Here is a 21,897-nt window from a genome sequence, read left to right on the forward strand (position 1 = left end):
TCGGGGAGTAGCGCACAATGACCTTCATGCACGGAATCCATCGACGATCCCGCTCACGGGGCTATGTCCCCGATGCATCCGGCCAGGCCGATGCCGGGGAGGCGCGCGCCCATAGTTGACCTGTCAACGGTCATCATCGCGCCTTTTCTAAAGCCCCATACCCTTATGACCGTCTGCGCCCGGAAAAAGCGGCGCGGCATCGTTTCATGGCAGACGGCCGCAGCCGCCGGCCCTTCTCGAAACGATTCCGCCTCCTTACCGCTTTTCGCCGATCGGCCGGCGCCTGCCCCAGACCTTTACAGGACGGGGCCCGCCAGGTCCGCCGCCAGCGGTTTCGCGGATCGAAAGGTAGAAGAATTCCATGAGCAGCACCGTCACCAAATCCTCTTCCCTTACCGGCGCCCCCACCACCAACCAGGCCCTGCTGCGCTGGGTTGAGGAGGTCGCCGCCCATTGCCAGCCGGCCGCCGTCCATTGGTGCGACGGCAGCCAGGAAGAATATGACCGGCTGTGCGAGGAGATGGTGGCCCAGGGCACCTTCATCCGCCTGAACCCGGCCAAGCGCCCCAATTCCTTCCTCTGCCGGTCCGATGCCGGCGACGTCGCCCGGGTGGAGGATCGCACCTTCATCTGCAGCCCGACGGTGGAGGAGGCCGGCCCCACCAACAATTGGGCCGACCCGCAGGAAATGCGCCAGACGCTGCAGGGCCTGTTCAAGGGCAGCATGCGCGGCCGCACGCTCTACGTCGTGCCCTTCAGCATGGGGCCCCTGGGTTCCCCCATTTCCCACATCGGCGTGCAGCTGTCCGACAGCCCCTACGTCGCCGTGAACATGCGCATCATGACCCGCATGGGTGCCGCGGTGCTGCGTCAGTTGGGCGATGGCGACTTCGTGAAGTGCCTGCACTCCGTGGGCGCCCCGCTGGCCGCCGGCCAGAAGGACGTGGCCTGGCCCTGCAACGCCAAGCACAAGTACATCGTCCACTTCCCCGAGACGCATGAGATCATCAGCTACGGCTCCGGCTACGGCGGCAACGCCCTATTGGGCAAGAAGTGCTTCGCCTTGCGCATCGCCTCCGTCTTGGGCCGGGAAGAGGGCTGGCTGGCGGAGCACATGCTGATCCTGGGCGTGGAAAGCCCGCAGGGCGAGAAGACCTATGTCGCGGCGGCCTTCCCCTCCGCTTGTGGGAAGACCAACTTCGCCATGATGGTGCCGCCCGCCGCCTTCAACGGCTGGAAGGTGCGCACCATCGGCGACGACATCGCCTGGATCAAGCCGGCGCCGGACGGCACCCTGCGCGCCATCAATCCCGAGGCGGGCTTCTTCGGCGTGGCGCCGGGCACCAGCCTGAAGTCCAACCCCAACGCCCTGCTGACCCTGCACGCCAACGTCATCTTCACCAACTGCGCCCTGACCGATGACGGCGACGTGTGGTGGGAGGGCCTGACCGAAACGCCGCCGGCCCACCTGATCGATTGGGAGGGCAAGGACTGGACGCCCGCCAGCGGCCGCAAGGCGGCGCACCCCAACGCCCGCTTCACCGCCCCGGCCAGCCAGTGCCCCAGCATCGACCCGGCCTGGGAGGACCCCGCCGGCGTGCCGATCAGCGCCTTCATCTTCGGCGGCCGGCTGTCGCGCACCTTCCCCCTGGTGTTCGAGACCCGCGGCTGGACCGAGGGCGTGTACTGGGCGGCGACCCTGGGATCGGAGGCGACCGCCGCCGCCGTGGGCCAGGCCGCCATCCGCCGCGATCCCTTCGCCATGCTGCCCTTCTGCGGCTACAACATGGCGGAGTACTGGCGCCATTGGCTGGACATGGCCGGCAAGATCGACACCCTGCCGGGCATCTACCGCGTCAACTGGTTCCGCAAGGACCACGACGGCAAGTTCGCCTGGCCGGGCTTCGGCGACAATATGCGTGTGCTGAAATGGATCGTGGACCGTGTCCACGGGCGGGCGCCGGAGACGGCGGAGAACCTGTTCGGCCTGACGCCGCGCTATGAGGACCTCACCTGGGATGGCCTGGACTTCGGCCACGACCAGTTCGAGGCCGTCATGGCGGTGGATCCGGTGGAGGCGGAGACGGAACTGCGCGACCAGTCGGAGCTGTTCGGCCGCTTCGGCGGCGACACGCCCCAGGAACTGATCGACCAGCAGGACGCCCTGCTGGACCGCCTGGCCCAGAACCGCGAAGCGGCCTGAGCCCGATCCTTGTAAAAAGCCCCCAGATGGTTCGCCATCCGGGGGCTTTCTTCAGGGCTGGTCGCGATTAGAGCGGAACGCGATCAGACATGATCGCATCTCGCTCTAATAGCCCTTCGCCCAATAGACGAAGGCCACCGTGTTCCAACTGGCCGGGCCATTGGGGCGGCCGCCGGCATCCTGGCCACCGATGACGAAGCCGGTCAGGCTGGGGTCGTCGAAGGGGATCTTGACGACGGTGGACGGGGCGTAACCGCCACCCGGATCATAGGACATGGTGATGCTGACCGTCCGGCCGTTGCCGGGGGGGATGACCACCTGGCCCACCAGCTTGTTGTCCTGGGCGCCGGTGCCGTCCCAAGTGATCGTCGGTTGGCCGGTGACCTCGATCACGATGCGCTGCGCCCAATAGGCGGAATTGGTGAAACCGTTGATCTTGATCGTGGTGCCATCCGGCACGGGGAAGGTGGCTGTGTTGTACATGCTGTCCTCCAGGGCTGCTTGTGCGGCGACCCGGCGCGCAGCAACTTAAGCGCGCACAGGCTCACCGCTTTCTCATACATCTTTTTGCGAGAGCTTCCCACAAAAATAGATTTATAAAGTTGTGGAAGCCTGATCCTGGTGGGCGCGATAAGATAAGCGCTTCCGGCACCGGCAGAAAAGGGAAGGGCGGCCATGACCCACCGCACCGCTGACTTGGTCGACGCCTATGAGGACAGCCTGCAAAGCTGTGAAATCCAGTTCCGCTCCTTCGGGGGGCGGGCTTCCTTCCACGGCCCCATCCGCACCGTGCGCTGCCATGAGGACAACGCTTTGCTGAAGCACACGCTGTCCGAGGCGGGCGAGGGCGCGGTGCTGGTGGTGGACGGCCATGGGTCGCTGCGCACCGCCCTGGTGGGCGACGTCATCGCCGGCCTGGCGTTCAAGCACGGCTGGGCCGGCCTGGTGCTGTGGGGGGCCGTGCGCGACAGCGTGGCCCTGGCCCATATCGACCTGGGCATCAAGGCACTGGGCACCAACCCGAAGAAAAGCACCAAGACCGGCGCTGGCCAGGTGGATGTGCCCCTGTCCTTCGGCGGCGCGCAGTTCACCCCCGGCGCCTGGCTATACGCCGATGAGGATGGCATCGTCGTCAGCGCCACCCGGATCTGAAGCCACCCGGATCTAACCCGGCAGCGGAATGAATTCCTTGTCGTCCAGGTCCGGCAGCTTCATGCGGCCGGCGCGCCAGTCGGCCTTGGCCTGCTCGATGCGCTCCTTGCGGGAGGAGACGAAGTTCCAGTCGATGTAGCGCTGGCCCAAGGGCTCCCCGCCCAGCAACATGACCACGGCGGGGGTGACGGCGGTGAATAGTACCGGCTGGCCGGGCGCGAAGACCAGCATGTGGCCGGCCTCCACCGTCCTGCCCTCCACCTCCACCGAGCCGACGGCGACATAGGCGGCACGTTCCGGATACTCGGCCGGCAGTTGCGCCTTGGTGCCGGGCTGCAGCACCCAGTGCACGTAGAACATGGGGGAATGGGTCTTGACCTTGGCATTGGCCCCGAACGCCTCACCCGCCACCAGGCGCGCCCACAGGCCACCGTGCTCATAGGTCGGCAGGTCGTCGGCGCCATAATGGTGAAAGCTGGGGTCGGTCTCCTCCTCCGCCTCGGGCAGCGCCACCCAGGCCTGAATGCCGTGCAGGCGGCCGCCCTCGGCCCGCGCCTTCTCGAACCGCTCGGAATGGGTGATGCCGCTGCCGGCCGTCATCCAGTTGACTTCGCCCGGCCGGATGGCCTGTTCGGAGCCTACGCTGTCGCGGTGCATGATCTCGCCCTCGAACAGATAGGTGACGGTGGACAGGCCGATGTGCGGATGCGGGCGCACGTCCCGCTCCAGCGGGATGCCCTTGGGGAAGTCGACCGGGCCCATATGGTCGAAGAAGACGAAGGGGCCGACATGGCGGCGCTGGGCCACGGGCAGGATGCGCCCGACCTCGAACCCGCCCAGGTCGCGCCGCCGCTGGTCGATGACGAGTTCGATCATGGTCTTGTCCCCACGGGTTTGTTGGACACCGAGGATGCCTATGGCATCCCGGCGGATCAACCGGTGAGCGCCCGCCGCTTCATTTTAAAGCACATGGCGCAACAGCGCGGTGGCCGCCACCCCCACGATCACCGTGGGCAGCATGGGGAAGCGGCAGGCCATGGCCAGCGTGACCGCCAGGCCGGCCAGGTCCGCCGGGTTGGTGGTGGTAAAGGCCGGCGCGATGACCGAAATCAGCACGGCCCCCGGCACCGCCTCCAGCACCGCGGTGGCGCGGGGGCTGAGGCTGCGGTTGCGCAGCACCAGGAAGCCGGCGACACGGGTGCCGTAGGTCACCGCCATCATGGACAGGATGGCCAGCAGGGATGGCACATCCAGGGCGACATAACGGGCGAGATCGTTCACGGCGCGGCCTCCCGCGTTTCGTATCCGGCGATGACGTAGGCGACGGCCAGGCCGGCCAGCGTTCCCGCCGGCACGTACCAGGCGCCGGGCACCAGCAGGTGGGTGACGGCGGCGACCCCCAGGCTGACGGGCCAGGGCAGGGCTCGCCGCCAGCCCTTCCACATCCCCCGGACCAGCACCAGGAAGACGGCGGTGAAGGCCATGTCGAAACCATAGGCGTGCGGGTTGCCCAGCACCGGCCCGACCACGGCACCCGCCACTGTCACCGCCACCCAGGCGACATACAGGGAGACGGCCAGGCCGGCATAATAGGGCAGGCTGATCCCCGGCCGGCCGGTGGCGGCCATGCGGCGGCGCGCGTCGTCCATGCCCAGGGCCCAGGTCTCATCCGCCATGACGAACAGCACCAGGGCCGCCTGCCACGGACGCAAGGACCGCAGGTGCCGGGCGAAGGCCGCCCCCATCAGCAGGTGGCGGCAGTTGACCAGCAGGGTCATGCCGGCGATCAGCGCGATTTGCGGCGGGCTGCGCCACAGTTCGATGGCCACGAACTCCGACCCGCCGGCGAAGTTCAGGCCGCACATCAGCGCCACCTCCAGCGGGCTCAGGCCCTTCATGGCCGCCTGCGACCCCAGGACCAGGGCGAAGGGCGCCACGCCCAGCAGGATGGGCATCATGGCGGCCAAGCCGCGGCGGAATTCGGCGGAGACGGAGCGGCCCGGCCTCTCGTCCGGGGCGGCGGCCCCAATTGCGGCGCCCCCAATTACCACGCCCTCGGGTGCGGCATCGTCGGGAAGGACGGTGGCGGTCATGGGCGATCCGTTCGTCGGGCTGGAATGGATGACCATGGTAGGGGAATGGTGCCGTTGGGGAACTGCATAGTCCGTGCCCTTGCCCTGCCAATTTGGCATCCTGCCCCCGCACGCGCCGTGAAATTTCGACCTAGGCCGGCGCCAATGACAGAGAGGAGCGAACAGGAAATGCTGGTTGTCGACATGGCGGAACTGCCCGGCCTGGTGGGGCGCGACCTGGGCCCGTCCGACTGGGTGGTGGTGGACCAGGACCGCATCAACCGCTTCGCCGATGCGACCGGCGACCACCAGTGGATCCATGTCGACGTGCCGCGCGCCACCGGGGCGCTGGGCGGCACCATCGCCCACGGATTCCTCACCCTGTCGCTGCTGGCCCCGTTCAGCGACCAGACCCTGCAGGTGCGGGATGCTGGCAAGGGGGTGAATTACGGCTTCAACAAAATCCGCTTCCTGGCCCCGGTGCCGGCCGGCGCCCGCGTGCGCAGCCATCAGGTCCTGACGGAGGTGGAGGAAAAAGGCGGCGGCTGGCTGTTGACACGCACCGTCACGGTGGAAATCGAGGGACAGGAAAAGCCGGCCCTGGCGGCGGAATGGCTGACCGCCGTCTACCCTTAACGCCATTAAATCTGCGGGAATATTTTAAAAGCCGGGGACGGATCGGCAAGGATTCAGCCCATTAAATCCCATCATTTGCCGAATTGCCGCCATCATCGCTTGCTGAACTGCCCTCCGTAGCAAGGGCGGGCGCCAACATTCAAAAGCGCCCGCCACACCGCGATACGGAGGAGCATCATGAACACCCGTCTTCTGCTGAGTGGCGTGGCCATGGCCACCCTGCTGGCCGGGGCCGCCAACGCCCAACTGATCGGCGGTCACGCCACGGGGGCCGTCACCGGTGGCGTGAACAGCACCCTGAACACCGCCGCCGGCGCGAACCTGGGCGGCACCGGGATCGGGACCTCCCTAAACGCCCAGGGGACCACCGCCGTGCAGGGCGCCGCCCGCGCTACCACCCAGGCGGGCACCCAGGCGGCCACCCAGGCGGCCACTGGCACCGTCAACCAAGCCGGCCAGGCAGTGGACAGCGCCGCGACGACCGTGAAGACAACCACGGACACCGCGACGGAAGCGGCGAAGGCGAACGCCAACGCCGCCGCCAATGCCGCAGCCACCACGCAGGAAGCGCAGAACGGCACCGTGACCGGCGCCATGGGCGTGACGGACGGCACCGCCGCCGGAACCACCCAGACCACCGGCAACACCCGCGTCACCGCCAGCGGCCCGGCGCCCACCGTGTCAGTTCCCTCTGGAGAAGCGCCTCCCAAGGTCACGACCAAGGATGGCGCCACCTTGTCCGCTGACACCAGCGGCGGCGCGTCCAGCGACAAGCACGGGGTGAACGCCCGGAACCGGACGACCGTGCGCAGCCACGAAAGCGCGTCCGTGACCGGCACCTCCGCCAAGGTCGACGGTTCGGTCAGCACCTCGGCCACCACGGGCGTGGCGCCGCACTGATCGTTGATGTGATCTGACAGGAGGGGCGGGACTGGCCACGGGGCCGGTCCCGCCCTTTGCCTTTCGGGATCAGCTGAAGACGATGGTCTTCTGGCCGGTCACCAGGATGCGGCGTTCGATGTGCCAGCGCACGGCGCGGGCCAGGACGGCGCATTCGATATCACGGCCGATATCCACCAGGTCTTCCGGCGTTTGGGTATGGTCCACCCGCTCGATGCCCTGCTCGATGATGGGGCCCTCGTCCAAATCGGTGGTCACGTAATGGGCGGTGGCGCCGATCAGCTTCACCCCGCGGGCATGCGCCTGGTGATAGGGCTTGGCCCCCTTGAAGCTGGGCAGGAAGGAATGGTGGATGTTGATGCACCGGCCCGACAACTGGCCGCACAAGTCGGCCGACAGGATCTGCATGTAACGCGCCAGCACCACCAGGTCGGCGCCCGTCTGCTTCACCACGTCCATGAACGCGGCCTCCTGGGCCGCCTTATCCCGCTTCATTGGGTCGCCCTTCACCGGCAGGTGGTGATAGGGGATGCCGCTCCATTCCACGAAGGAGCGCATGTCGTCATGGTTGGAGATGACGGCCGGAATGTCGATGGGCAGGGAGCCGGAGCGGGCACGGTGCAGCAGATCGTACAGGCAGTGCCCGAACTTCGATACGGCGATCACCACCTTGGGCTTCACCGTCATGTCCACCAGCTGCCAGTCCATGCGGAACCGGCGGGCGATCAACTGAAAGCCCTGGCGCAGGCTCTCCAGATCCGGGAAACCCGGGCCATCGGGGCGGAAGGCCGTGCGCATGGAGAAGCTGTTGTTCAGCTGGTCGTTGAAGTGGTTGGACTCGGTGATCGAGGCGTCATTGTCCGCCAGATAGCTGGAGACGGCGGCCACCACCCCCTTCACGTCGGGACAGGTCAGGACCAGGACATAGGGGCTGTGAAGGGCGGGGGGCGGCAGCGTCGTCACGGCGAACTATTCCTCAAGGCAGGCGAGCATTATTTGGAAGGAAGTTACGCGGGTCTAGCATAAACCGGCCGCGTGACGCACCCCTTCTGCGTGCATGGCTCCCCATGCCTTAGGCGCACCGGGGCCGCGGCGCGGCCATCCTCACACCCGTTCCGTCAGTTCCCCCGCGATCTGGCGGGCGGTCGCCTGCAGCAGCCCAATGGTGTCGGACAGGGGCCGCACCAGGGGGATATGCTGCACGAAGGGCACGGTCAGTGCCGCCACCGCCGCGCCGGTGGGGCCGATGACCGGCGTGGACAAGTCCATCACCCCCATGACGTAGTCGCTGGCCGCCTGCTCATATCCCCGGGCGCGCACCGCACCGGCACGGTCGACGAAGCGGGCCAGCCGATCCGGCCCCACGGACCGCTCCAGCATGGCCCGCCACACGGCCTGGGTGTCCGGCGACTGGAAGGCGTACAGCACGACGCCGGAGGTCGCCTCCACCAGGCTGCGGTGATAGCCGGGACGGACGGAGAAGCCCAGATGCCCTGGATTCTCAATGCGTGCCACCACCACCATCTGGTCGTCCGACGCCACCGCCAGGTGGCAGGACTGGCCGATGGCCAGGGTCAGGTCGCGCATCAGCGGCAGGGCAGCCTCCAGCAAGGTGCGCACGGGCGCCCGCGCCATGCCCAAGGTGAATAGCTTGTTGGTCAGTTCATAGCCGTCCGCCGTCGTGGCCGGCGCGATGTACCCCCGGAACTCCAACACCTGGATCATACGGAACAGCTCACTGACCGAGCGGCCGAGCCGAACTGAAATCTGCGATGGCGTCATGGGCATGCCGTGGCTGGCCAGCAACTCCAGGATATCCAGACCCTTTTCCAGCGCCGGCGCCCGGTACTTGCGTACAGCCTCCCCCCACCGTCGGCCGTGAGATCATCGGGGGTGTCAAGGTCGGGCAGGGGGGCGTCGACGGTCATCGCGGGTATCCGGCCTGGAAATTGCGCTTCTTGGGCTATGCCACCTGACGTGGCGCGGGGCAAGACATGGTGAGCGCGCTTGACTTCGGGGTCGCCGCCACCGATTTTATATGCGGAAGGTGATTTCGTATATGAATGAAAGTCACCCCACCCCGGGAGTTAGCAGCGGTAGCCGCCGAATGGACGCCTTTCCAATCTTCACCCCCAGCTGTCCAAGACTGCCGCCCTTGGGTTTCGGCGCGGCCGCCATTGGCAATCTTTATCAGCGGGTGGAGGAGGGGGCGGCCCGCGCCGCCGTCGCGGCGGCGGTGGATGCCGGCATCCGCTATATCGACACCGCGCCACACTATGGCTTCGGCCTCAGCGAAAGCCGCCTGGGCGCCGTGCTGGCTGATTTGGACCCCCGGGAGGAGTTGCTGCTGTCGACCAAGGTGGGGCGGGTGCTGGTGCCGGTGGCGCCGGACGCCGGGCCCGTGCGCCACGGCTTCGCCGACGCCGCCCCGTTTGAGCCGATATTCGACTACAGCTATGACGGCGTCATGCGGTCCTACGCTGAAAGCCGGCGGCGGCTGGGCCGCCAGCGCATCGACCTGCTGCTGGCCCACGACCTGGGCACCCTAACCCACGGCGACGCGCACGCCACCCACTTCCGCCAATTCCTGGACGGCGGCTATCGCGCCATGCGGGAACTGCGCGACCAGGGGGCGGTGCGCGCCATCGGCCTGGGGGTGAATGAGTGGCAGGTGTGCCTGGAGGCCATGGGACACGCCGACTTCGACGTGGTGTTGCTGGCCGGGCGGTATACCCTGCTGGAACAGACGGCGCTGGACAGCTTCTTCCCCGCCTGCGCCGCCCGAGGGGTGAAGGTTATCGTCGGCGGTCCCTACAATTCCGGCATCCTGGTGAACGGCACCCGGGGGGCCGCGCCGCTGTACTACAATTATGAGCCAGCACCAGCCGCCATCGTCGACCGCGTGCGGCGGCTGGAGGCGGCATGCGACCGGTTCGGGGTGCCGCTGGCGGCAGCAGCCCTTCAGTTCCCCCTGGCCCACCCGGTGGTGGCCAGCGTCATCCCCGGCATGGCGGACGCGGCGCAGGTGGCCCACACTCGCGCCCTGATGGACACCGCCATTCCACCGGCGCTGTGGCAGGCCCTGCGCGACGAAGGCCTGTTGCACCCCGAGGCCCCAATTCCCACCGCCCCAACCGCGCCCCGCTAACTCCCAACACGCCCCTAACTCCCAACACGACGAAAGCCGCATGAGCACGCCCATCTCCCCCCTCATCCTGCTGCATCCGGATGACAATGTGCTGGTCGTTCGCGCCGCCATCCGCGCCGGCGACGCCCTGGACATCGACGGCACGCCCGTCACTGCGGCCCAGGACGTGACCGTGGGCCACAAGCTGGCCCGCCGCGCCCTGGCCGCCGGCGACAAGGTGTTGAAATACGGCGCGCCCATCGGGTCCATGACCGCCGCGGTGGATGTCGGCGGCCATGTCCACATGCACAACATGAAAAGCGATTACATCGCCAGCCATACACGACAGGTGGTCGGCGGCAGCGAAGGGGGCCACTGATATGGCTGAGATGCGTGGGTTTTTGAGAAGCGACGGCCGCAAGGGCATCCGCAACGTCATCGTGGTCGCCTACCTGGTGGAATGCGCCCACCATGTGGCCCGCCGCATCGTCACGCTGAGTGACGACATGGACGTGCACCTGATCGGCTTCCCCGGCTGTTATCCCAACAGCTACGCCTTCCAGATCATGACCAAGCTGTGCACCCACCCCAATGTGGGCGGCGTGCTGCTGGTGTCGCTGGGCTGCGAGAGCTTCAACCGCGAGGCCCTGCGCCAGGCCGTGGCCGCCAGCGGCCGGCCGGTGGAAACCCTGGTCATCCAGCAGGCCGGCGGCACCCGCGCCACCATCGAGGCAGGACGCGAGGCTGTCGGCCGCCTGAAGGCCATCGCCGGCCAGACGCCGGTGGTGCCCATGGCACGCCATGAGTTGGTGGTGGGCACCATCTGCGGCGGCTCCGACGGCACCAGCGGCATCACCGCCAACCCGGCCGTGGGCCGCTGCTTCGACTGGCTGGTCGAGGCAGGTGCCACCTGCATCTTCGAGGAGACGGGCGAACTGGTGGGCTGCGAGCGCATCATGTCCGACCGCGCCGTCACGCCGGAACTGGGCGCGGAGATCGAGGCCTGCGTGCAGAAGGCGGAACGCTATTACACCATCATGGGCTTCGGCAGCTTCGCCCCCGGCAATGCGGAGGGCGGCCTGACCACCCAGGAAGAAAAGTCCATGGGCGCCTATTCCAAGTCCGGCTCCTCGCCCATCAGCGGGCTGATCAAGCCGGGCGACATCCCGCCGTCGGGCGGCCTGTACCTCATGGACGTGGTGCCGGATGGGGAACCACGCTTCGGCTTCCCCAACATCTCCGACAATGCGGAGATCGTGGAACTGATCGCGTCGGGCAGCCACGTCATCCTGTTCACCACCGGCCGCGGCTCGGTCGTCGGCTCCGCCATCTCCCCCGTCATCAAGGTCTGCGCCAACCCGGAGACATATACCCGGCTGTCGGACGACATGGACGTGAACGCCGGCCGCATCCTGGAGGGCAAGGCCACCCTGGATGAGGTGGGTGCCGAAATCCTGGGCCTGGTCGAGGCGGCGGCGGCGGGCGAGCGCACCGTGTCCGAGGCCCTGGGCCACCAGGAATTCATCCTGACCTATAAATCGTTCGAACCGGTGGGCCCCGCCTGCCTGCCAACGCGGGCCGCTTAGCCCCCCAAGGGGTGGTGCACCGGGGATGGCGCGCAGGGCGCAACGAGATAGCCACGGGGCGGATGCCTCACCGGCGTTTGAGGAACAAAGGAAGACTCTCATGGGACGTTTAGAGGGAAAGACGGCGCTGGTGACCGCCGCCGCGCAAGGCATCGGCCGGGCGGCGGCGGAGCTGTTCGCGCGCGAAGGGGCCACCGTCTACGCCACCGACATCAACACCGACAAGCTGACCGAGGTGGCGGGTTGCCAGCACCGCCGGCTGGACGTGCGCAGCGACGCGGACGTGGCCGCCCTGGCGGCGGAGGTCGGCACCATCGACGTGCTGTTCAACTGCGCCGGCTTCGTCCATGCCGGCACCATCCTGGAATGCGATGCCAGCGCCTGGGACTTCTCCTGGGACCTGAACGTCACCGCCATGGTCCGCACCATCCGCGCCTTCCTGCCCGGCATGCTGGAAGCGGGCAGGGGCAGCATCGTCAACATGTCCTCCGTCGCCAGTTCCATCAAGGGCGTGCCCAACCGCTTCGCCTATGGCGCGACCAAGGCCGCCGTCATCGGCCTGACCAAATCGGTCGCGGCCGACTTCGTGGGCAAGGGCGTGCGCTGCAACGCCATCTGCCCCGGCACGGTGCAGACCCCCTCGCTGGATGAACGCCTGGCCGCCACCGGCGATTATGCCGCGGCGCAGGCCGCCTTCGTCGCCCGCCAGCCCATGGGCCGCCTGGGCCGGCCGGAGGAAATCGCGGAACTGGCGCTCTACCTCGCCAGCGACGCCTCGGCCTTCACCACCGGCGCCATCCACGTCATCGACGGCGGCTGGACGGCGTAAGAAGTTTCATCAAATGCCCCCGGGTCCCGGCCTCCAGTGGCGGAGACCACCCTCGCCACTGGTCATACATCTATCTAAGCCGGAAATGAGGCCCCATTCCGCCGCTGGTCGCAATGGCCTGCGGCGGATGGCGGTGGCACGATCCGGTCCATGCCGCCCCGCCTAAGCTTCGTCAAAACCGCCCTTATCGCCTTTGCCCTGGCTGGCAGCCTCGCCGGCTGCGCCACGCTGCCTTCGGCCGATCCCGACATCGCCCGGGCGCTGGCCACGGCGGATGCCGCCGGCCGGCTGGACCTGCTGCGCCGGCAGGGGGAGATCATCGGCGGCGCGCCCTTCATCGGCGGCAACAGCATCACCCTGCTGCGCAGCGGCACCGAAACCTATGCCGCCATGGATGCCGCCCTTGATGGCGCCCGCACCCGCATCGACATGGAAAGCTATGAGTTCGATGGGGTGGAGGGGTCACGCTTCGCGGAAAAGCTGGTGGCCAAGCGGGCGCAGGGGGTGGAGGTCAACCTGATCTATGACGCCTGGGGGTCGCAGGACACCCCGGACAGCGTCTTCACCCGCCTGCGCCAGGGCGGGGTCAACCTGCTGGCGTTCAACCCGGTCGATCCGACGGCCCTGCTGACCCTGGACGTCAACCGCCGTGACCATCGCAAGCTGCTGATCGTGGACAACGCCGTGGCCATCGTGGGCGGCGTGAACATCAGCGCGGTCTATGACCGGCGCCACCATGCAGGGCCCGGGGAGCAAAGCAGGGGCGCGGAGAACAGCGACCCCGAACAGCGGCCCTGGCGCGATACCGACGTGCGCGTCGCCGGCCCGGTGGTGGCGGAGTTTGAGAGCCTGTACGCCCAGACGTGGGCGCAGCAGCGGCAGGCCCAGGGACCCGATGCCGCCCCGGCGCTGAGCGCGCCCCCGCCCACACCGCGCACCCGGCCGGGCGAAACGGTGCTTCAGGCCCTCAGCGGCGCGCCGACGGAGGGGCGGCCCCTGATCTATCGCAGCCTGCTGGTGGCCGTGGCGCTGGCGCGCACCTCCATCCACCTGACCACCGGTTATTTCGTGCCGACGCCGGGCCTGGCCCGCGCGCTGTGCCAGGCGGCGCGGCGGGGCGTGGACGTGACCGTGCTGGTGCCGGGCCCCAGCGACAGCCCCCTGTCGGTCATGGCCGGGCGTGGCTATTACAGCGACCTGCTGGCGGCCGGCGTGCACATCCACGAATACGCCGACGCCATCCTGCACGCCAAGACGGCGGTCATCGACGGCGATTGGTCCACCGTCGGTTCCTCCAACCTCGACTGGCGCAGCGTGGCCTTCAACAACGAAATCAACGCCGTGGTGCTGGGCGCCGGCTTCGGGCGGGAGATGGAGGCCATGTTCCAGCAGGATCTGACCCATGCCAAGGCCATCGATCCCGAGGCATGGCGCCATCGCGGCCTGGATGAGCGCCTGGGCGAATGGGGTGCCCGCCTGGTGGAGGACGTGCTTTAAAGACGGTAGAAGCGCCGCGCCGTGCCGCCGAAAACGGCGGCATGGGCCGCCACCGGCACCAGGCCGCGCGCCATGTCCAGCCAGCCGGCATAGCTGCCCGCCAGGTTCACCACCGGCCAATCGCTGCCCCACATCAGCCGCTCGGGACTGAAGGCGTCGAGCAAGAGGTCGACATAGGGCCGCAGCGCCTCGGCCGTGGTGCGGGCGCCGGCCTCGGTCAGCAGACCGGACAGCTTGGCATGAACCTGGGGCAGGGCGGCCAGGGCACGCATGTCGGCCGCCCAGGGCTCTATCTCGCCGCGCGCGATATAGGGCTTGGCGCCATGGTCGACGACGATGGGCAAACCGGGATGCCGGCGGGCGAATTCCAGCAACGCCGGCAGGTGGGGCGGCAGCACCAGGGCGTCGAAGGTCAGGCCATGCGCGACCAGGGCGCGGGCCGCCGCATCGACGGCGGGGTCGGCGATCCAGTCCACGGGCAGGGACTGCAGCATGGGGCGCAGGCCGCGCATCTTGGGCTGTTCCGCCAGGGCGGCGATACGCCGGGGCGCCGTCGCCGCCTTGAGGTCCGCCCAGCCGACCACGCCCAGGATGAAGGGATGGGCCGCCGCCTCGGCCAGCAGATAATCGGTATCTTCGTCACAGGGCTGGGACTGGACCAGCACGCTGCCCCTGAGCCCCAGCGGGGCGGCCAGGGCCTCCAGCTCCGCCCCGTCATGGTCGCGGTGGATGACGGCCAGATCCGGCGTCGGCCAGGTGCAGCCATGGCGGCCCAGGCGCCAGATGTGCTGATGGGCGTCGATCATGGCCGGGAACTCAATGTGTGGCCACGATCTTCAGGCGGCCGTCACGCTCCCCCGCCGGCAGGCCGCGCCCGGCCAAGCCGAAGGCGGCCACCACGGCGAAGCAGAAGCCCGGCACCACCATGGCGACAGCGATGGAGGTGACATCCGACACCCGCCCCATGACCACCGGGATGGCGGCGCCGCCGATGATGGCCATGACCAGCCAGGACGAGCCCAGCTTGGTCAGCGGGCCCAGGCCGCGCAGGGACAGGGCGAAGATGGTGGGGAACATGATGGACATGAAGAAGCTGGTGGCGATCATGGCCCCCAGGCCCAGCCAGCCGCCACCGAAGGCCCCCACCAGGCACAGCACCACGTTGATGCCGGCAAACAGGCCCATCAGCCGTTCCGCCGGGATGCGGCCCATGAGGGCGGTGCCGGCGAAGCGCCCGGCCATGAAGGCGACCAGCGACAGGGTGAGATAGGCGGCGGCGGTCTTTTCCCCCGTGCCCGGCACGCTGTGCTGGGAATAGCGGATGAGGAAGCTCCACACCCCGACCTGGGCGCCGACATAGAAGAACTGCGTCACGACGCCGAACAGGAAATGACGGTGACGCAACAGCCGGCGGAAGCCGCCCTCCTGCTTTGTCGTCGTCCCGCCGTCCACCGCCTCCTCCGGCCCGTCGACCAGGGTGGGGAAGCGCACGGCGTAGACCACCAGGGCCCACAGCAGCACCAGCACCCCCAGCACAAGGTAGGAGGACTGGGCGGCCATCGCTTCCGTATCCCGGAAGTGGGCCAGCGCGTCGGGCGACATCGCGGCCAATTGCTCCGGCGTGTATTCGACGCCGGACAGGATGAACTGCCGCCCCACCAGCACACCGGTGATGGAGCCCAGGGGATTGAAGGCCTGGGCCAGGTTCAGCCGGCGCTCGGCCCCCGCCGGGTCGCCCAGCACGGTCATGATGGGATTGGCGGACGTCTCCAGGAAGGCGAGGCCGCTGGCGATGACGAACAGGGCGCCCAGGAAGGCGCTGTAGGCCCGCAGCTCCGCCGCCGGATAGAACAACAGCGCGCCGGCGCCATAGAGGGCCAGGCCGAAGACGATGGCGGCCTTGTAACCATAGCGGCGGGCGAACAGCGCCGCCGGCATGGCGCAGAAGAAATAGCCCAGGTAAAAGGCGGACTGCACCAGCCCCGACTGCCAATCCTGAAGGTCGAAGGCCTTGCGGAACTGCGCGATCAGCACGTCGTTCAGGTTGTTGGCCACACCCCACAGGAAGAACAGGCTGACGATCAACGCGATGGGAACCACCCATCTCGGCGGTGTTCCCGATGGGGCCGCTTGGTGCTGCTGCGGATGGCCGTCCGACATGTCCCCTCCCAGGGTCTTCTTTTTTCCGGCAGGTGGCGCCGGACGGACGCAGCACATCAAATATGAATTTATACGTCAAATATAAAAATGCCGGTGGGCGGCGTGTCACAGGCCGATGTCGCATGGCTGGGTCCGGGCGCCGCGGGCCGCCAAGGGATTGGCGCCGCAGGGCGCTGCGGCTAATGTCCCGCCCAATTATCGGGTTCGGCTGGCGGAGGATCAAGCCATGGCGCACATCATCGACGGCAAGGCGTTCGCGGGGCGCCTGCGGGAACGCATCGGCGCCAAGGTCGCCGACCTCACCACCCGCCACGGGCTGAAGCCCGGCCTGGCCGTGGTGCTGGTGGGCGAGGATCCGGCCAGCCAGGTCTATGTCCGCAACAAGGGCGAACAGACCCACGCCGCCGGCATGCACTCCGTCACCCACCGCCTGGAGGCGTCGACCACCCAGGCCGACCTGCTGGCGCTGGTGCATAGCCTGAACGCCGATCCGGCCATCCACGGCATCCTGGTGCAGTTGCCCCTGCCGGCGCATATCGACAGCAACGCCGTGCTGGCCGCCATCGACCCGAACAAGGACGTGGACGGCTTCCACGTCGTCAACGCCGGCCGCCTGGCCGTGGGCCTGCCGGGGCTGGTGCCCTGCACGCCGCTGGGCTGCCTGATGCTGCTGAAGGATCATCTGGGCAGCCTGAAGGGCAAGCACGCCGTGGTGGTGGGCCGCTCCAACATCGTGGGCAAGCCCATGGCCCAACTGCTGCTGCAGGCCGACTGCACCGTCACCATCGCCCACAGCCGCACCGCCGATCTGCCGGCCCTGTGCCGCACCGCCGACATCCTGGTGGCCGCCGTCGGCCGGCCGGAGATGGTGAAGGGTGACTGGGTGAAGCCCGGCGCCGTCGTCATCGACGTGGGCATCAACCGCGTGCCCGCCCGCGACCCCGCCGCCGCCGCCGCCGGCAAGACCCGCCTGGTGGGCGACGTCGCCTATGACGAGGCGGCCGCCGTCGCCGGCGCCATCACCCCCGTGCCGGGCGGCGTGGGCCCCATGACCATCGCCGTCCTGCTGCTGAACACCCTGACCGCCGCCTGCCGCAGCCACGGTCTGGAGGCCGAGGTGGCGGAGTTCAACTAAAACCCCAAGTCCTCACATCCCCCTTGACCGCCCCGCGCCCAGGCGTGATCCTTCTCAACTCGGTAATTGCTTTTGGCTGGGGAAGCTGAAATGGCTGAAAAATCGCAGTCGAAGCAGGCGGATGATCGGACGGTTTACGGCTCCTACACCAAGGAGGGCCGGGCGCTTTCCTACACCATCACTGTTCATGGCTTAAGCCGTGGCGAAGCGAGCCGCGTTCTATCAAACAAGAGCAGCCCGTCGTCTGAACGCATGGTCACCGCGCCCAAAGGACCTAAGCGCCTGGGGGTGGCTAAGTCGTCCTAAGCAAGGCTGGACGCCTTGAAGTTACTGTTAGATACCCATGCCCTGTTCTGGGCCTTGGTTGAACCGGATAATCTCGCCGCTGACACGCGGCTAGCTTTGGAAGATCCGGCCAATCAAGTCTTTGCCACGCTGGCTTCCGCCCAAGAGTTGGCCATGAAACTCTCAGCCAACCAATGGCCCGAAGCCAAAGGACTGCTTCAGGATTTTGAGCGCCTGGTGGTGGAGGACGCAGGTTTCTTCCTGCTCGCCCCAACCGCTACCGACTACCTGAACATGACGCGTCTGCCGACGGTCAATGGACATAAAGATCCTATGGACCGTCTGATCATCGCCATGGCTATCGCCCGGGGCCTCACGCTCGTCAGCAGTGATAATAATACTCCCAATTATGCCGTCGAATGGATCACGGCAGGAAAAAGCAACGGTAGCGGATCGCCTCGTCAGAAAGAGCGCATCATACCGGTGGAGCCATTGACGCCTATCCCCACAATCGGGTTAGAGATTTCTTGACGACACCTCTGCTTTTACGAGTTTTGTTCAGACACCAGCGGGGCCATCCGCCTGTGAATTAGCAATAGCCCCCAACGCTTGTCGCACCGCCGCCACCACGCCGTCCCAGTCCCCCGGCGTCGCCTGGTTGAACAGGCGCAGGGTGGGGTACCAGGGGCTGTCGTTCCGGCCCCGGAACCATCGCCAGCAGCTGTCGAAGCGGTTCATCACCCACACCGGCTTGCCCAGGGCACCGGCCAGGTGGACCACGGAGGTATCGACGCTGATCACCATGTCCAGGTTGGCGATCAGGGCGGCGGTGTCGCCGAAGTCCGCCACCTCGGCCATGCGATCGATCAGGGGCAGGTCCGCCGGCGGCGCGGCATCCTTCTGCAGGCTGTAGAGCCGCACGCCCGGCACCTGGGCCAACGGCGCCAGCAACGCCGGCGCCACGGAGCGGCGGCGATCAACCGCCGCCAGCTCCGGCCGGTCGCGCCGGGGGTTGCCGGCCCAGACCAGGCCGACGCGCAGGCCGGGGCCGTCCCCGGCCAGGCGGTCGCGCCAGGCGGCGACATCCGCGGTATCGGCCGCCAGATAGGGCACCGCCGCCGGGATGGTTTCGACCGTCGTGCCGAAGGCCAGCGGCAGGCTCATCATCGGGCATTGCAGGTCGAAGGGCGGCAGGGGCTCCCCCTCCACCAGAATGTGGGTCACGCCGGGCAGGGGGCGCAGCAGGCGGGCCACCTGCGGCTGGACAGCCAGGGTGATGCTGAGGCCCCGCGCCGCCACCAGCGGCAGGTAGCGGCTGAATTGCAGGGTGTCGCCCAGGCCTTGCTCGGCATGGATCAGGATGGTCTTGCCGGCCGCCGGCTCCCCCCGCCATTGCGGCTGGGGGAATTGGCGGGCGTAGGGCGTCATCTGGCGCGTCTGCCAGCGCCACTCATATTCGCGCCACCCTTCCTCATACTGTCCGGCGGACAGCAGCGACATGCCCAGATTGTTGTGGCACGCGCCGTAATCGGGCTTCAGGGCGATGGCGCGACGGAAGCAGGAGATGGCCCGCTCCAGTTCACCTTTCGCCTGAAAGACGGCACCCAAGTTATTGTGTGCCTCCGGATAATCCGGATTGAGGGCCAGGGCGGCCTGGATCTGGGCCTGCGCCCTGTCCATCTCAGCCTCGGCATGCAGGGCCATGCCCAGGTTGTTGTAGGGCTCGGCATAGTCCGGCTGGGCGTCGATGGCCTGGTCGAAGGCGCGGGCCGCTTCCGCCCCCTTGCCCTGCGCCAGAAGGGCGAGGCCCAAGTTGTTGTAAGTCTTAGGATTATCCGGCAGCAGCGTGATGGCGCGGGAAAAGCAGGACTCCGCCTCGGCATAGCGGCCGTGGACATAGAGGATGAGGCCCATGTTGTTGTGGGCGTCGGCGAAATCCGGCTTCAGCGCCAGCGCCCGCTGGTAGCACAGCAGCGCCTCCGGCGCGTGACCCAGCGTTTGCAGGGTCGTGCCCAGGCTGCCATGGGGCACCGGGTCATCGGGACGCAGGGCGGCCGCCCGGCGCAGATGGGGCAGGGCGTCCTCGTGCCGGTCCAGGTCCTGCAACACCAGGCCCAGGTTGAAGCAAGCCTCGGCATGGTCGGGCGCGCGCTCCACCGCCTGACGCAGCCAGGTCAGTGCCTCTTCCAGCCGGCCGGTCAGGCGCAGCACCAGGCCCAGATTGTAGAGGGCGTTGACATAGTCGGGCCGGGCCGACAGGGCGGCGCGGAATCCCGCCTCAGCCTCGGCCCAGCGCGATTGCAGGCGATGCACCACGCCACGGTTGTTGTGCGCCTCCGCATAAGCGGGGCGGAGCGCCAGCGCACGGTCGAGCACGACCAGCGCCTCTTCCAACCGGCCCTGGGCCTTGAGGGCGTTGCCCAGGTTGTTGTGGGCCTCGGCGAAGTCGGGCTTCAGCGCCACGGCGCGCTGGAAGCAGTCGGCGGCGGCCTCGATGTCGCCTGCAGCCTCCCGCACCGTGCCCAGGTTGTTGAGCGCCTCCGGAAACGCGGGCTTCAGGGCCAGCGCCTGGGTGATCAGGTCCACAGCCTCCGCCATGCGCTTTTGTTGAAAAGCGACGACGCCCAGCAGGTGCAGGCTTTCCGGATGGCGCGGCATCAACGACAGGGCCTTGCGGTACAGCACGGCCGCAGCCTCCAGCCGGCCGGCCTTGTGTTGGGCCAGCGCCGCGGCGAAGGCCTTGTGCCCCGGCGTCAGGGGCGGTTTCGCGGCGGGGATGGGTCGGGCGGTCATGGGCGGATTCCAGTGGTGAAGGTGGCGGCCAGCGCTGCGCGCGCGGACTGGACGACGCTGGTCCAGTCCCCCAGGCGCGGCTGGCGGAACTGACGCAGGGTGGGATACCAGGGGCTGTCGTCGCGGCCACGCAGCCAGCGCCAGCAACTGTCGAAGCGGTTCAGCAGCCAGACGCTGACGCCCATGGCCGCCGCCAGGTGGGCGACGGCGGTATCGACGCTGATCACCAGATCCAGGTTGCTGATCAAGGCAGCGGTGTCGGCGAAATCCGCGACGCAGTCGATCAGGCCGCCCAGACTGGCCGGCACATCCTGCTCCGCCGCTTCCTTCTGCAGGCTGATGAAGCGGACGCCGTCTTCCCGCAACAGGGGCAGCAGGGCCTCAAGCCCCATGGACCGGCGGCGGTCGGCCACCGCCACATCGGGCGTGTCGGCGCGCGGGGCGCCGGCCCAGACCACCCCCACCAGCGGGCGGCGGTCGCCCGGCGCCTCGGCCGCCAGACGGCGGCGCCAGGCCGCGGAGTCCGCCGGATCGGCGGTGACATAGGGGATGGGCGCCGGAATGGTCGCCATGGTGGTGCCGAAGGCCAGCGGCAGGCTCATCATCGGGCAATGCAGGTCGAAGGGTGGCAGGGGCCTGCCATGGGCCACCACCTGGTCCACGCCCGGCAACCGGCGCATGAGCCGCACCAGGGGCAGCGGCACCTCCACCACCACGCGCAGCCCCCGCTGGGCCACCAGGGGGATGTAGCGGCAGAATTGCAGGCTGTCGCCGTACCCTTGCTCGGCATGGATCAGCACGATGCGGCCGGGCGCGTCCTCCCCCCGCCACTGCGGGCAGGTGAAGGGCCGGCGGGCGGCGGCCAGTTGCGCATCCTGCCAGCGCCACTCGAACTCCCGCCAGCCTTCCTCATAGCGCCCAGCGGCCAGCAGGGTCATGCCCAGGTTCTTGTGGGCGGCGGCGTAGTCGGGACGCAGGGAAATGGCCCGGCGGTAGTGGTCAATCGCCTGGTCCAGCCGCCCCTGCATCTGCAGGACCACGCCGGTGTTGTTCAAGGCCTCCGGATAATCGGGCCGCAGGGCCAGCGCCCAGTCGAAGAAGGCGAGCGCATCGTCCAGGCGGTTTTCCACCTGCAACAGATGCCCCATGTTGTTGTGGGCCTGGGGATCGTCCGGATCGCTGGCCAGCGCGTCCTCAAAACAGCTCATGGCCTGGGCCAGGTCGCCGGCGTCGTGGTGGGCGATGCCCAGCGCGTTGTGCACCCGCGCCTCGAACGGGTTCAGGACCAGGGCCTGGCGGTAGTGCGCCACCGCCTCCTCCCACCGACCGTCAGCCTGCAGCAGGACGCCCAGGTTGAAGCGGATGTCGATGGAGGTGGGGTTCTCGGCCACCGCCGCCTGCAGCCGCAGGATGGCCCGCCGGATGGCCTCCGCGCTGGGCATGCCCGTCGCCGTCGCTTCGGCCGTAGCCGCCCAGTCTGGCACCGCCGCCATTCCGCCCCACACCCTTCCGAACCATCAGC

The 21,897-nt window shown here is 68.1% G+C and carries 22 protein-coding genes; 12 read left to right on the forward strand and 10 right to left on the reverse strand.

The window, feature by feature from the left end; translation table 11 throughout:
- The first annotated feature begins 361 nt into the window (after positions 1-361).
- Positions 362-2,203 carry a phosphoenolpyruvate carboxykinase (GTP) gene (locus tag ULB03_RS24345; protein ID WP_322485669.1) on the forward strand — a complete coding sequence of 614 codons (1,842 nt, stop codon included), beginning with the start codon at positions 362-364 and terminating at the stop codon, positions 2,201-2,203.
- Between the two features lie 105 nt (positions 2,204-2,308).
- On the opposite strand, the gene ULB03_RS24350 is transcribed toward ULB03_RS24345, so the two are convergent.
- Positions 2,309-2,686 carry a hypothetical protein gene (locus tag ULB03_RS24350; RefSeq protein ID WP_322485670.1) on the reverse strand — a complete coding sequence of 126 codons (378 nt, stop codon included), beginning with the start codon at positions 2,684-2,686 and terminating at the stop codon, positions 2,309-2,311.
- A 192-nt stretch (positions 2,687-2,878) separates the two neighbouring features.
- Here ULB03_RS24350 and rraA point away from each other — a divergent pair, with 192 nt between their 5' ends.
- Positions 2,879-3,355 (forward strand): ribonuclease E activity regulator RraA, encoded by a 477-nt coding sequence (rraA, locus tag ULB03_RS24355; protein WP_322485671.1) that lies wholly within the window; start codon positions 2,879-2,881, stop codon positions 3,353-3,355.
- A 12-nt stretch (positions 3,356-3,367) separates the two neighbouring features.
- Here rraA and ULB03_RS24360 read toward each other — a convergent pair whose 3' ends face one another.
- From ULB03_RS24360 to ULB03_RS24370, 3 genes are all read right to left on the reverse strand, one after another.
- Positions 3,368-4,231 carry a pirin family protein gene (locus tag ULB03_RS24360; protein ID WP_322485672.1) on the reverse strand — a complete coding sequence of 288 codons (864 nt, stop codon included), beginning with the start codon at positions 4,229-4,231 and terminating at the stop codon, positions 3,368-3,370.
- A gap of 84 nt (positions 4,232-4,315) precedes the next feature.
- Entirely contained in the window at positions 4,316-4,636 is a 321-nt protein-coding gene (locus ULB03_RS24365) for an AzlD family protein (protein ID WP_145734138.1), read from the reverse strand.
- Complete coding sequence (locus tag ULB03_RS24370; protein WP_322485673.1) at positions 4,633-5,448, reverse strand: AzlC family ABC transporter permease; 816 nt, start codon at positions 5,446-5,448, stop codon at positions 4,633-4,635. The genes ULB03_RS24365 and ULB03_RS24370 overlap by 4 nt, the downstream gene beginning before the upstream one ends.
- Positions 5,449-5,616: 168 nt before the next feature.
- Between ULB03_RS24370 and ULB03_RS24375 the strand changes: the two genes are divergently transcribed.
- A complete protein-coding gene (locus tag ULB03_RS24375; RefSeq protein WP_322485674.1) occupies positions 5,617-6,063 on the forward strand; it encodes a MaoC family dehydratase in 447 nt (148 codons plus the stop codon).
- A 177-nt stretch (positions 6,064-6,240) separates the two neighbouring features.
- Positions 6,241-6,963 carry a hypothetical protein gene (locus ULB03_RS24380; RefSeq protein ID WP_322485675.1) on the forward strand — a complete coding sequence of 241 codons (723 nt, stop codon included), beginning with the start codon at positions 6,241-6,243 and terminating at the stop codon, positions 6,961-6,963.
- Positions 6,964-7,032: 69 nt separating this feature from the next.
- On the opposite strand, the gene purU is transcribed toward ULB03_RS24380, so the two are convergent.
- Complete coding sequence (gene purU, locus ULB03_RS24385; protein ID WP_322486235.1) at positions 7,033-7,917, reverse strand: formyltetrahydrofolate deformylase; 885 nt, start codon at positions 7,915-7,917, stop codon at positions 7,033-7,035.
- A 150-nt stretch (positions 7,918-8,067) separates the two neighbouring features.
- The gene (locus tag ULB03_RS24390) at positions 8,068-8,796 is read right to left on the reverse strand and encodes an IclR family transcriptional regulator (RefSeq protein WP_322486236.1); all 729 of its coding nucleotides are present in this window, start codon (positions 8,794-8,796) and stop codon (positions 8,068-8,070) included.
- A gap of 274 nt (positions 8,797-9,070) precedes the next feature.
- Here ULB03_RS24390 and ULB03_RS24395 point away from each other — a divergent pair, with 274 nt between their 5' ends.
- The 5 genes from ULB03_RS24395 to ULB03_RS24415 all read left to right on the forward strand — a co-directional run bounded on the left by ULB03_RS24395 (position 9,071) and on the right by ULB03_RS24415 (position 14,002).
- Complete coding sequence (locus ULB03_RS24395) at positions 9,071-10,111, forward strand: aldo/keto reductase (protein ID WP_322485676.1); 1,041 nt, start codon at positions 9,071-9,073, stop codon at positions 10,109-10,111.
- 40 nt (positions 10,112-10,151) lie between these two features.
- Positions 10,152-10,469, forward strand: coding sequence for a UxaA family hydrolase (locus ULB03_RS24400; RefSeq protein ID WP_145734147.1), 318 nt, complete (start codon positions 10,152-10,154; stop codon positions 10,467-10,469).
- Between the two features lies 1 nt (position 10,470).
- A complete protein-coding gene (locus ULB03_RS24405; protein WP_322485677.1) occupies positions 10,471-11,676 on the forward strand; it encodes a UxaA family hydrolase in 1,206 nt (401 codons plus the stop codon).
- 100 nt (positions 11,677-11,776) lie between these two features.
- Entirely contained in the window at positions 11,777-12,505 is a 729-nt protein-coding gene (locus ULB03_RS24410) for an SDR family oxidoreductase (RefSeq protein WP_322485678.1), read from the forward strand.
- A gap of 150 nt (positions 12,506-12,655) precedes the next feature.
- The gene (locus tag ULB03_RS24415) at positions 12,656-14,002 is read left to right on the forward strand and encodes a phospholipase D-like domain-containing protein (protein ID WP_322485679.1); all 1,347 of its coding nucleotides are present in this window, start codon (positions 12,656-12,658) and stop codon (positions 14,000-14,002) included.
- Here the strand turns inward: ULB03_RS24415 and ULB03_RS24420 are convergent.
- The gene (locus ULB03_RS24420; RefSeq protein WP_322485680.1) at positions 13,999-14,808 is read right to left on the reverse strand and encodes an amidohydrolase family protein; all 810 of its coding nucleotides are present in this window, start codon (positions 14,806-14,808) and stop codon (positions 13,999-14,001) included. The two genes, ULB03_RS24415 and ULB03_RS24420, sit on opposite strands and share 4 nt — an antisense overlap.
- A 10-nt stretch (positions 14,809-14,818) precedes the next feature.
- Positions 14,819-16,162 (reverse strand): L-fucose:H+ symporter permease, encoded by a 1,344-nt coding sequence (gene fucP, locus ULB03_RS24425; RefSeq protein WP_322485681.1) that lies wholly within the window; start codon positions 16,160-16,162, stop codon positions 14,819-14,821.
- Between the two features lie 226 nt (positions 16,163-16,388).
- Between fucP and folD the strand changes: the two genes are divergently transcribed.
- The 3 genes from folD (at position 16,389) to ULB03_RS24440 (ending at position 18,113) form a co-directional block, all read left to right on the forward strand.
- Complete coding sequence (gene folD / locus ULB03_RS24430; protein WP_322485682.1) at positions 16,389-17,297, forward strand: bifunctional methylenetetrahydrofolate dehydrogenase/methenyltetrahydrofolate cyclohydrolase FolD; 909 nt, start codon at positions 16,389-16,391, stop codon at positions 17,295-17,297.
- 90 nt (positions 17,298-17,387) lie between these two features.
- Positions 17,388-17,603, forward strand: a complete 216-nt coding sequence (locus ULB03_RS24435) for a hypothetical protein (RefSeq protein WP_322485683.1) — start codon at positions 17,388-17,390, stop codon at positions 17,601-17,603.
- A gap of 15 nt (positions 17,604-17,618) precedes the next feature.
- Positions 17,619-18,113, forward strand: coding sequence for a type II toxin-antitoxin system VapC family toxin (locus tag ULB03_RS24440; protein ID WP_322485684.1), 495 nt, complete (start codon positions 17,619-17,621; stop codon positions 18,111-18,113).
- A 27-nt stretch (positions 18,114-18,140) separates the two neighbouring features.
- Here ULB03_RS24440 and ULB03_RS24445 read toward each other — a convergent pair whose 3' ends face one another.
- Positions 18,141-20,375, reverse strand: a complete 2,235-nt coding sequence (locus ULB03_RS24445) for a tetratricopeptide repeat protein (protein ID WP_322485685.1) — start codon at positions 20,373-20,375, stop codon at positions 18,141-18,143.
- On the reverse strand, positions 20,372-21,868 hold the full coding sequence (locus ULB03_RS24450) for a tetratricopeptide repeat-containing glycosyltransferase family protein (RefSeq protein ID WP_322485686.1): 1,497 nt from the start codon (positions 21,866-21,868) through the stop codon (positions 20,372-20,374). Before ULB03_RS24450 ends, ULB03_RS24445 begins: the two co-directional genes overlap by 4 nt.
- Positions 21,869-21,897: the final 29 nt, after the last annotated feature.

The sequence above is a fragment of the Nitrospirillum goiasense genome (assembly GCF_034427435.1).
Classification (GTDB): Bacteria; Pseudomonadota; Alphaproteobacteria; order Azospirillales; family Azospirillaceae; genus Nitrospirillum.

Coding starts and splice junctions, on each gene's coding strand:
- ULB03_RS24375 (WP_322485674.1), top strand. CDS start 5,617: ATGCTGGTTGTCGACATGGCGGAACTGCCCGGCCTGGTGGGGCGCGAC.
- ULB03_RS24350 (WP_322485670.1), bottom strand. CDS start 2,686: ATGTACAACACAGCCACCTTCCCCGTGCCGGATGGCACCACGATCAAG.
- rraA (WP_322485671.1), top strand. CDS start 2,879: ATGACCCACCGCACCGCTGACTTGGTCGACGCCTATGAGGACAGCCTG.
- ULB03_RS24405 (WP_322485677.1), top strand. CDS start 10,471: ATGGCTGAGATGCGTGGGTTTTTGAGAAGCGACGGCCGCAAGGGCATC.
- ULB03_RS24370 (WP_322485673.1), bottom strand. CDS start 5,448: ATGACCGCCACCGTCCTTCCCGACGATGCCGCACCCGAGGGCGTGGTA.
- ULB03_RS24380 (WP_322485675.1), top strand. CDS start 6,241: ATGAACACCCGTCTTCTGCTGAGTGGCGTGGCCATGGCCACCCTGCTG.
- fucP (WP_322485681.1), bottom strand. CDS start 16,162: ATGTCGGACGGCCATCCGCAGCAGCACCAAGCGGCCCCATCGGGAACA.
- ULB03_RS24400 (WP_145734147.1), top strand. CDS start 10,152: ATGAGCACGCCCATCTCCCCCCTCATCCTGCTGCATCCGGATGACAAT.
- ULB03_RS24420 (WP_322485680.1), bottom strand. CDS start 14,808: ATGATCGACGCCCATCAGCACATCTGGCGCCTGGGCCGCCATGGCTGC.
- ULB03_RS24450 (WP_322485686.1), bottom strand. CDS start 21,868: ATGGCGGCGGTGCCAGACTGGGCGGCTACGGCCGAAGCGACGGCGACG.
- ULB03_RS24345 (WP_322485669.1), top strand. CDS start 362: ATGAGCAGCACCGTCACCAAATCCTCTTCCCTTACCGGCGCCCCCACC.
- ULB03_RS24360 (WP_322485672.1), bottom strand. CDS start 4,231: ATGATCGAACTCGTCATCGACCAGCGGCGGCGCGACCTGGGCGGGTTC.
- ULB03_RS24415 (WP_322485679.1), top strand. CDS start 12,656: ATGCCGCCCCGCCTAAGCTTCGTCAAAACCGCCCTTATCGCCTTTGCC.
- ULB03_RS24410 (WP_322485678.1), top strand. CDS start 11,777: ATGGGACGTTTAGAGGGAAAGACGGCGCTGGTGACCGCCGCCGCGCAA.
- ULB03_RS24445 (WP_322485685.1), bottom strand. CDS start 20,375: ATGACCGCCCGACCCATCCCCGCCGCGAAACCGCCCCTGACGCCGGGG.
- folD (WP_322485682.1), top strand. CDS start 16,389: ATGGCGCACATCATCGACGGCAAGGCGTTCGCGGGGCGCCTGCGGGAA.
- ULB03_RS24395 (WP_322485676.1), top strand. CDS start 9,071: ATGGACGCCTTTCCAATCTTCACCCCCAGCTGTCCAAGACTGCCGCCC.
- ULB03_RS24435 (WP_322485683.1), top strand. CDS start 17,388: ATGGCTGAAAAATCGCAGTCGAAGCAGGCGGATGATCGGACGGTTTAC.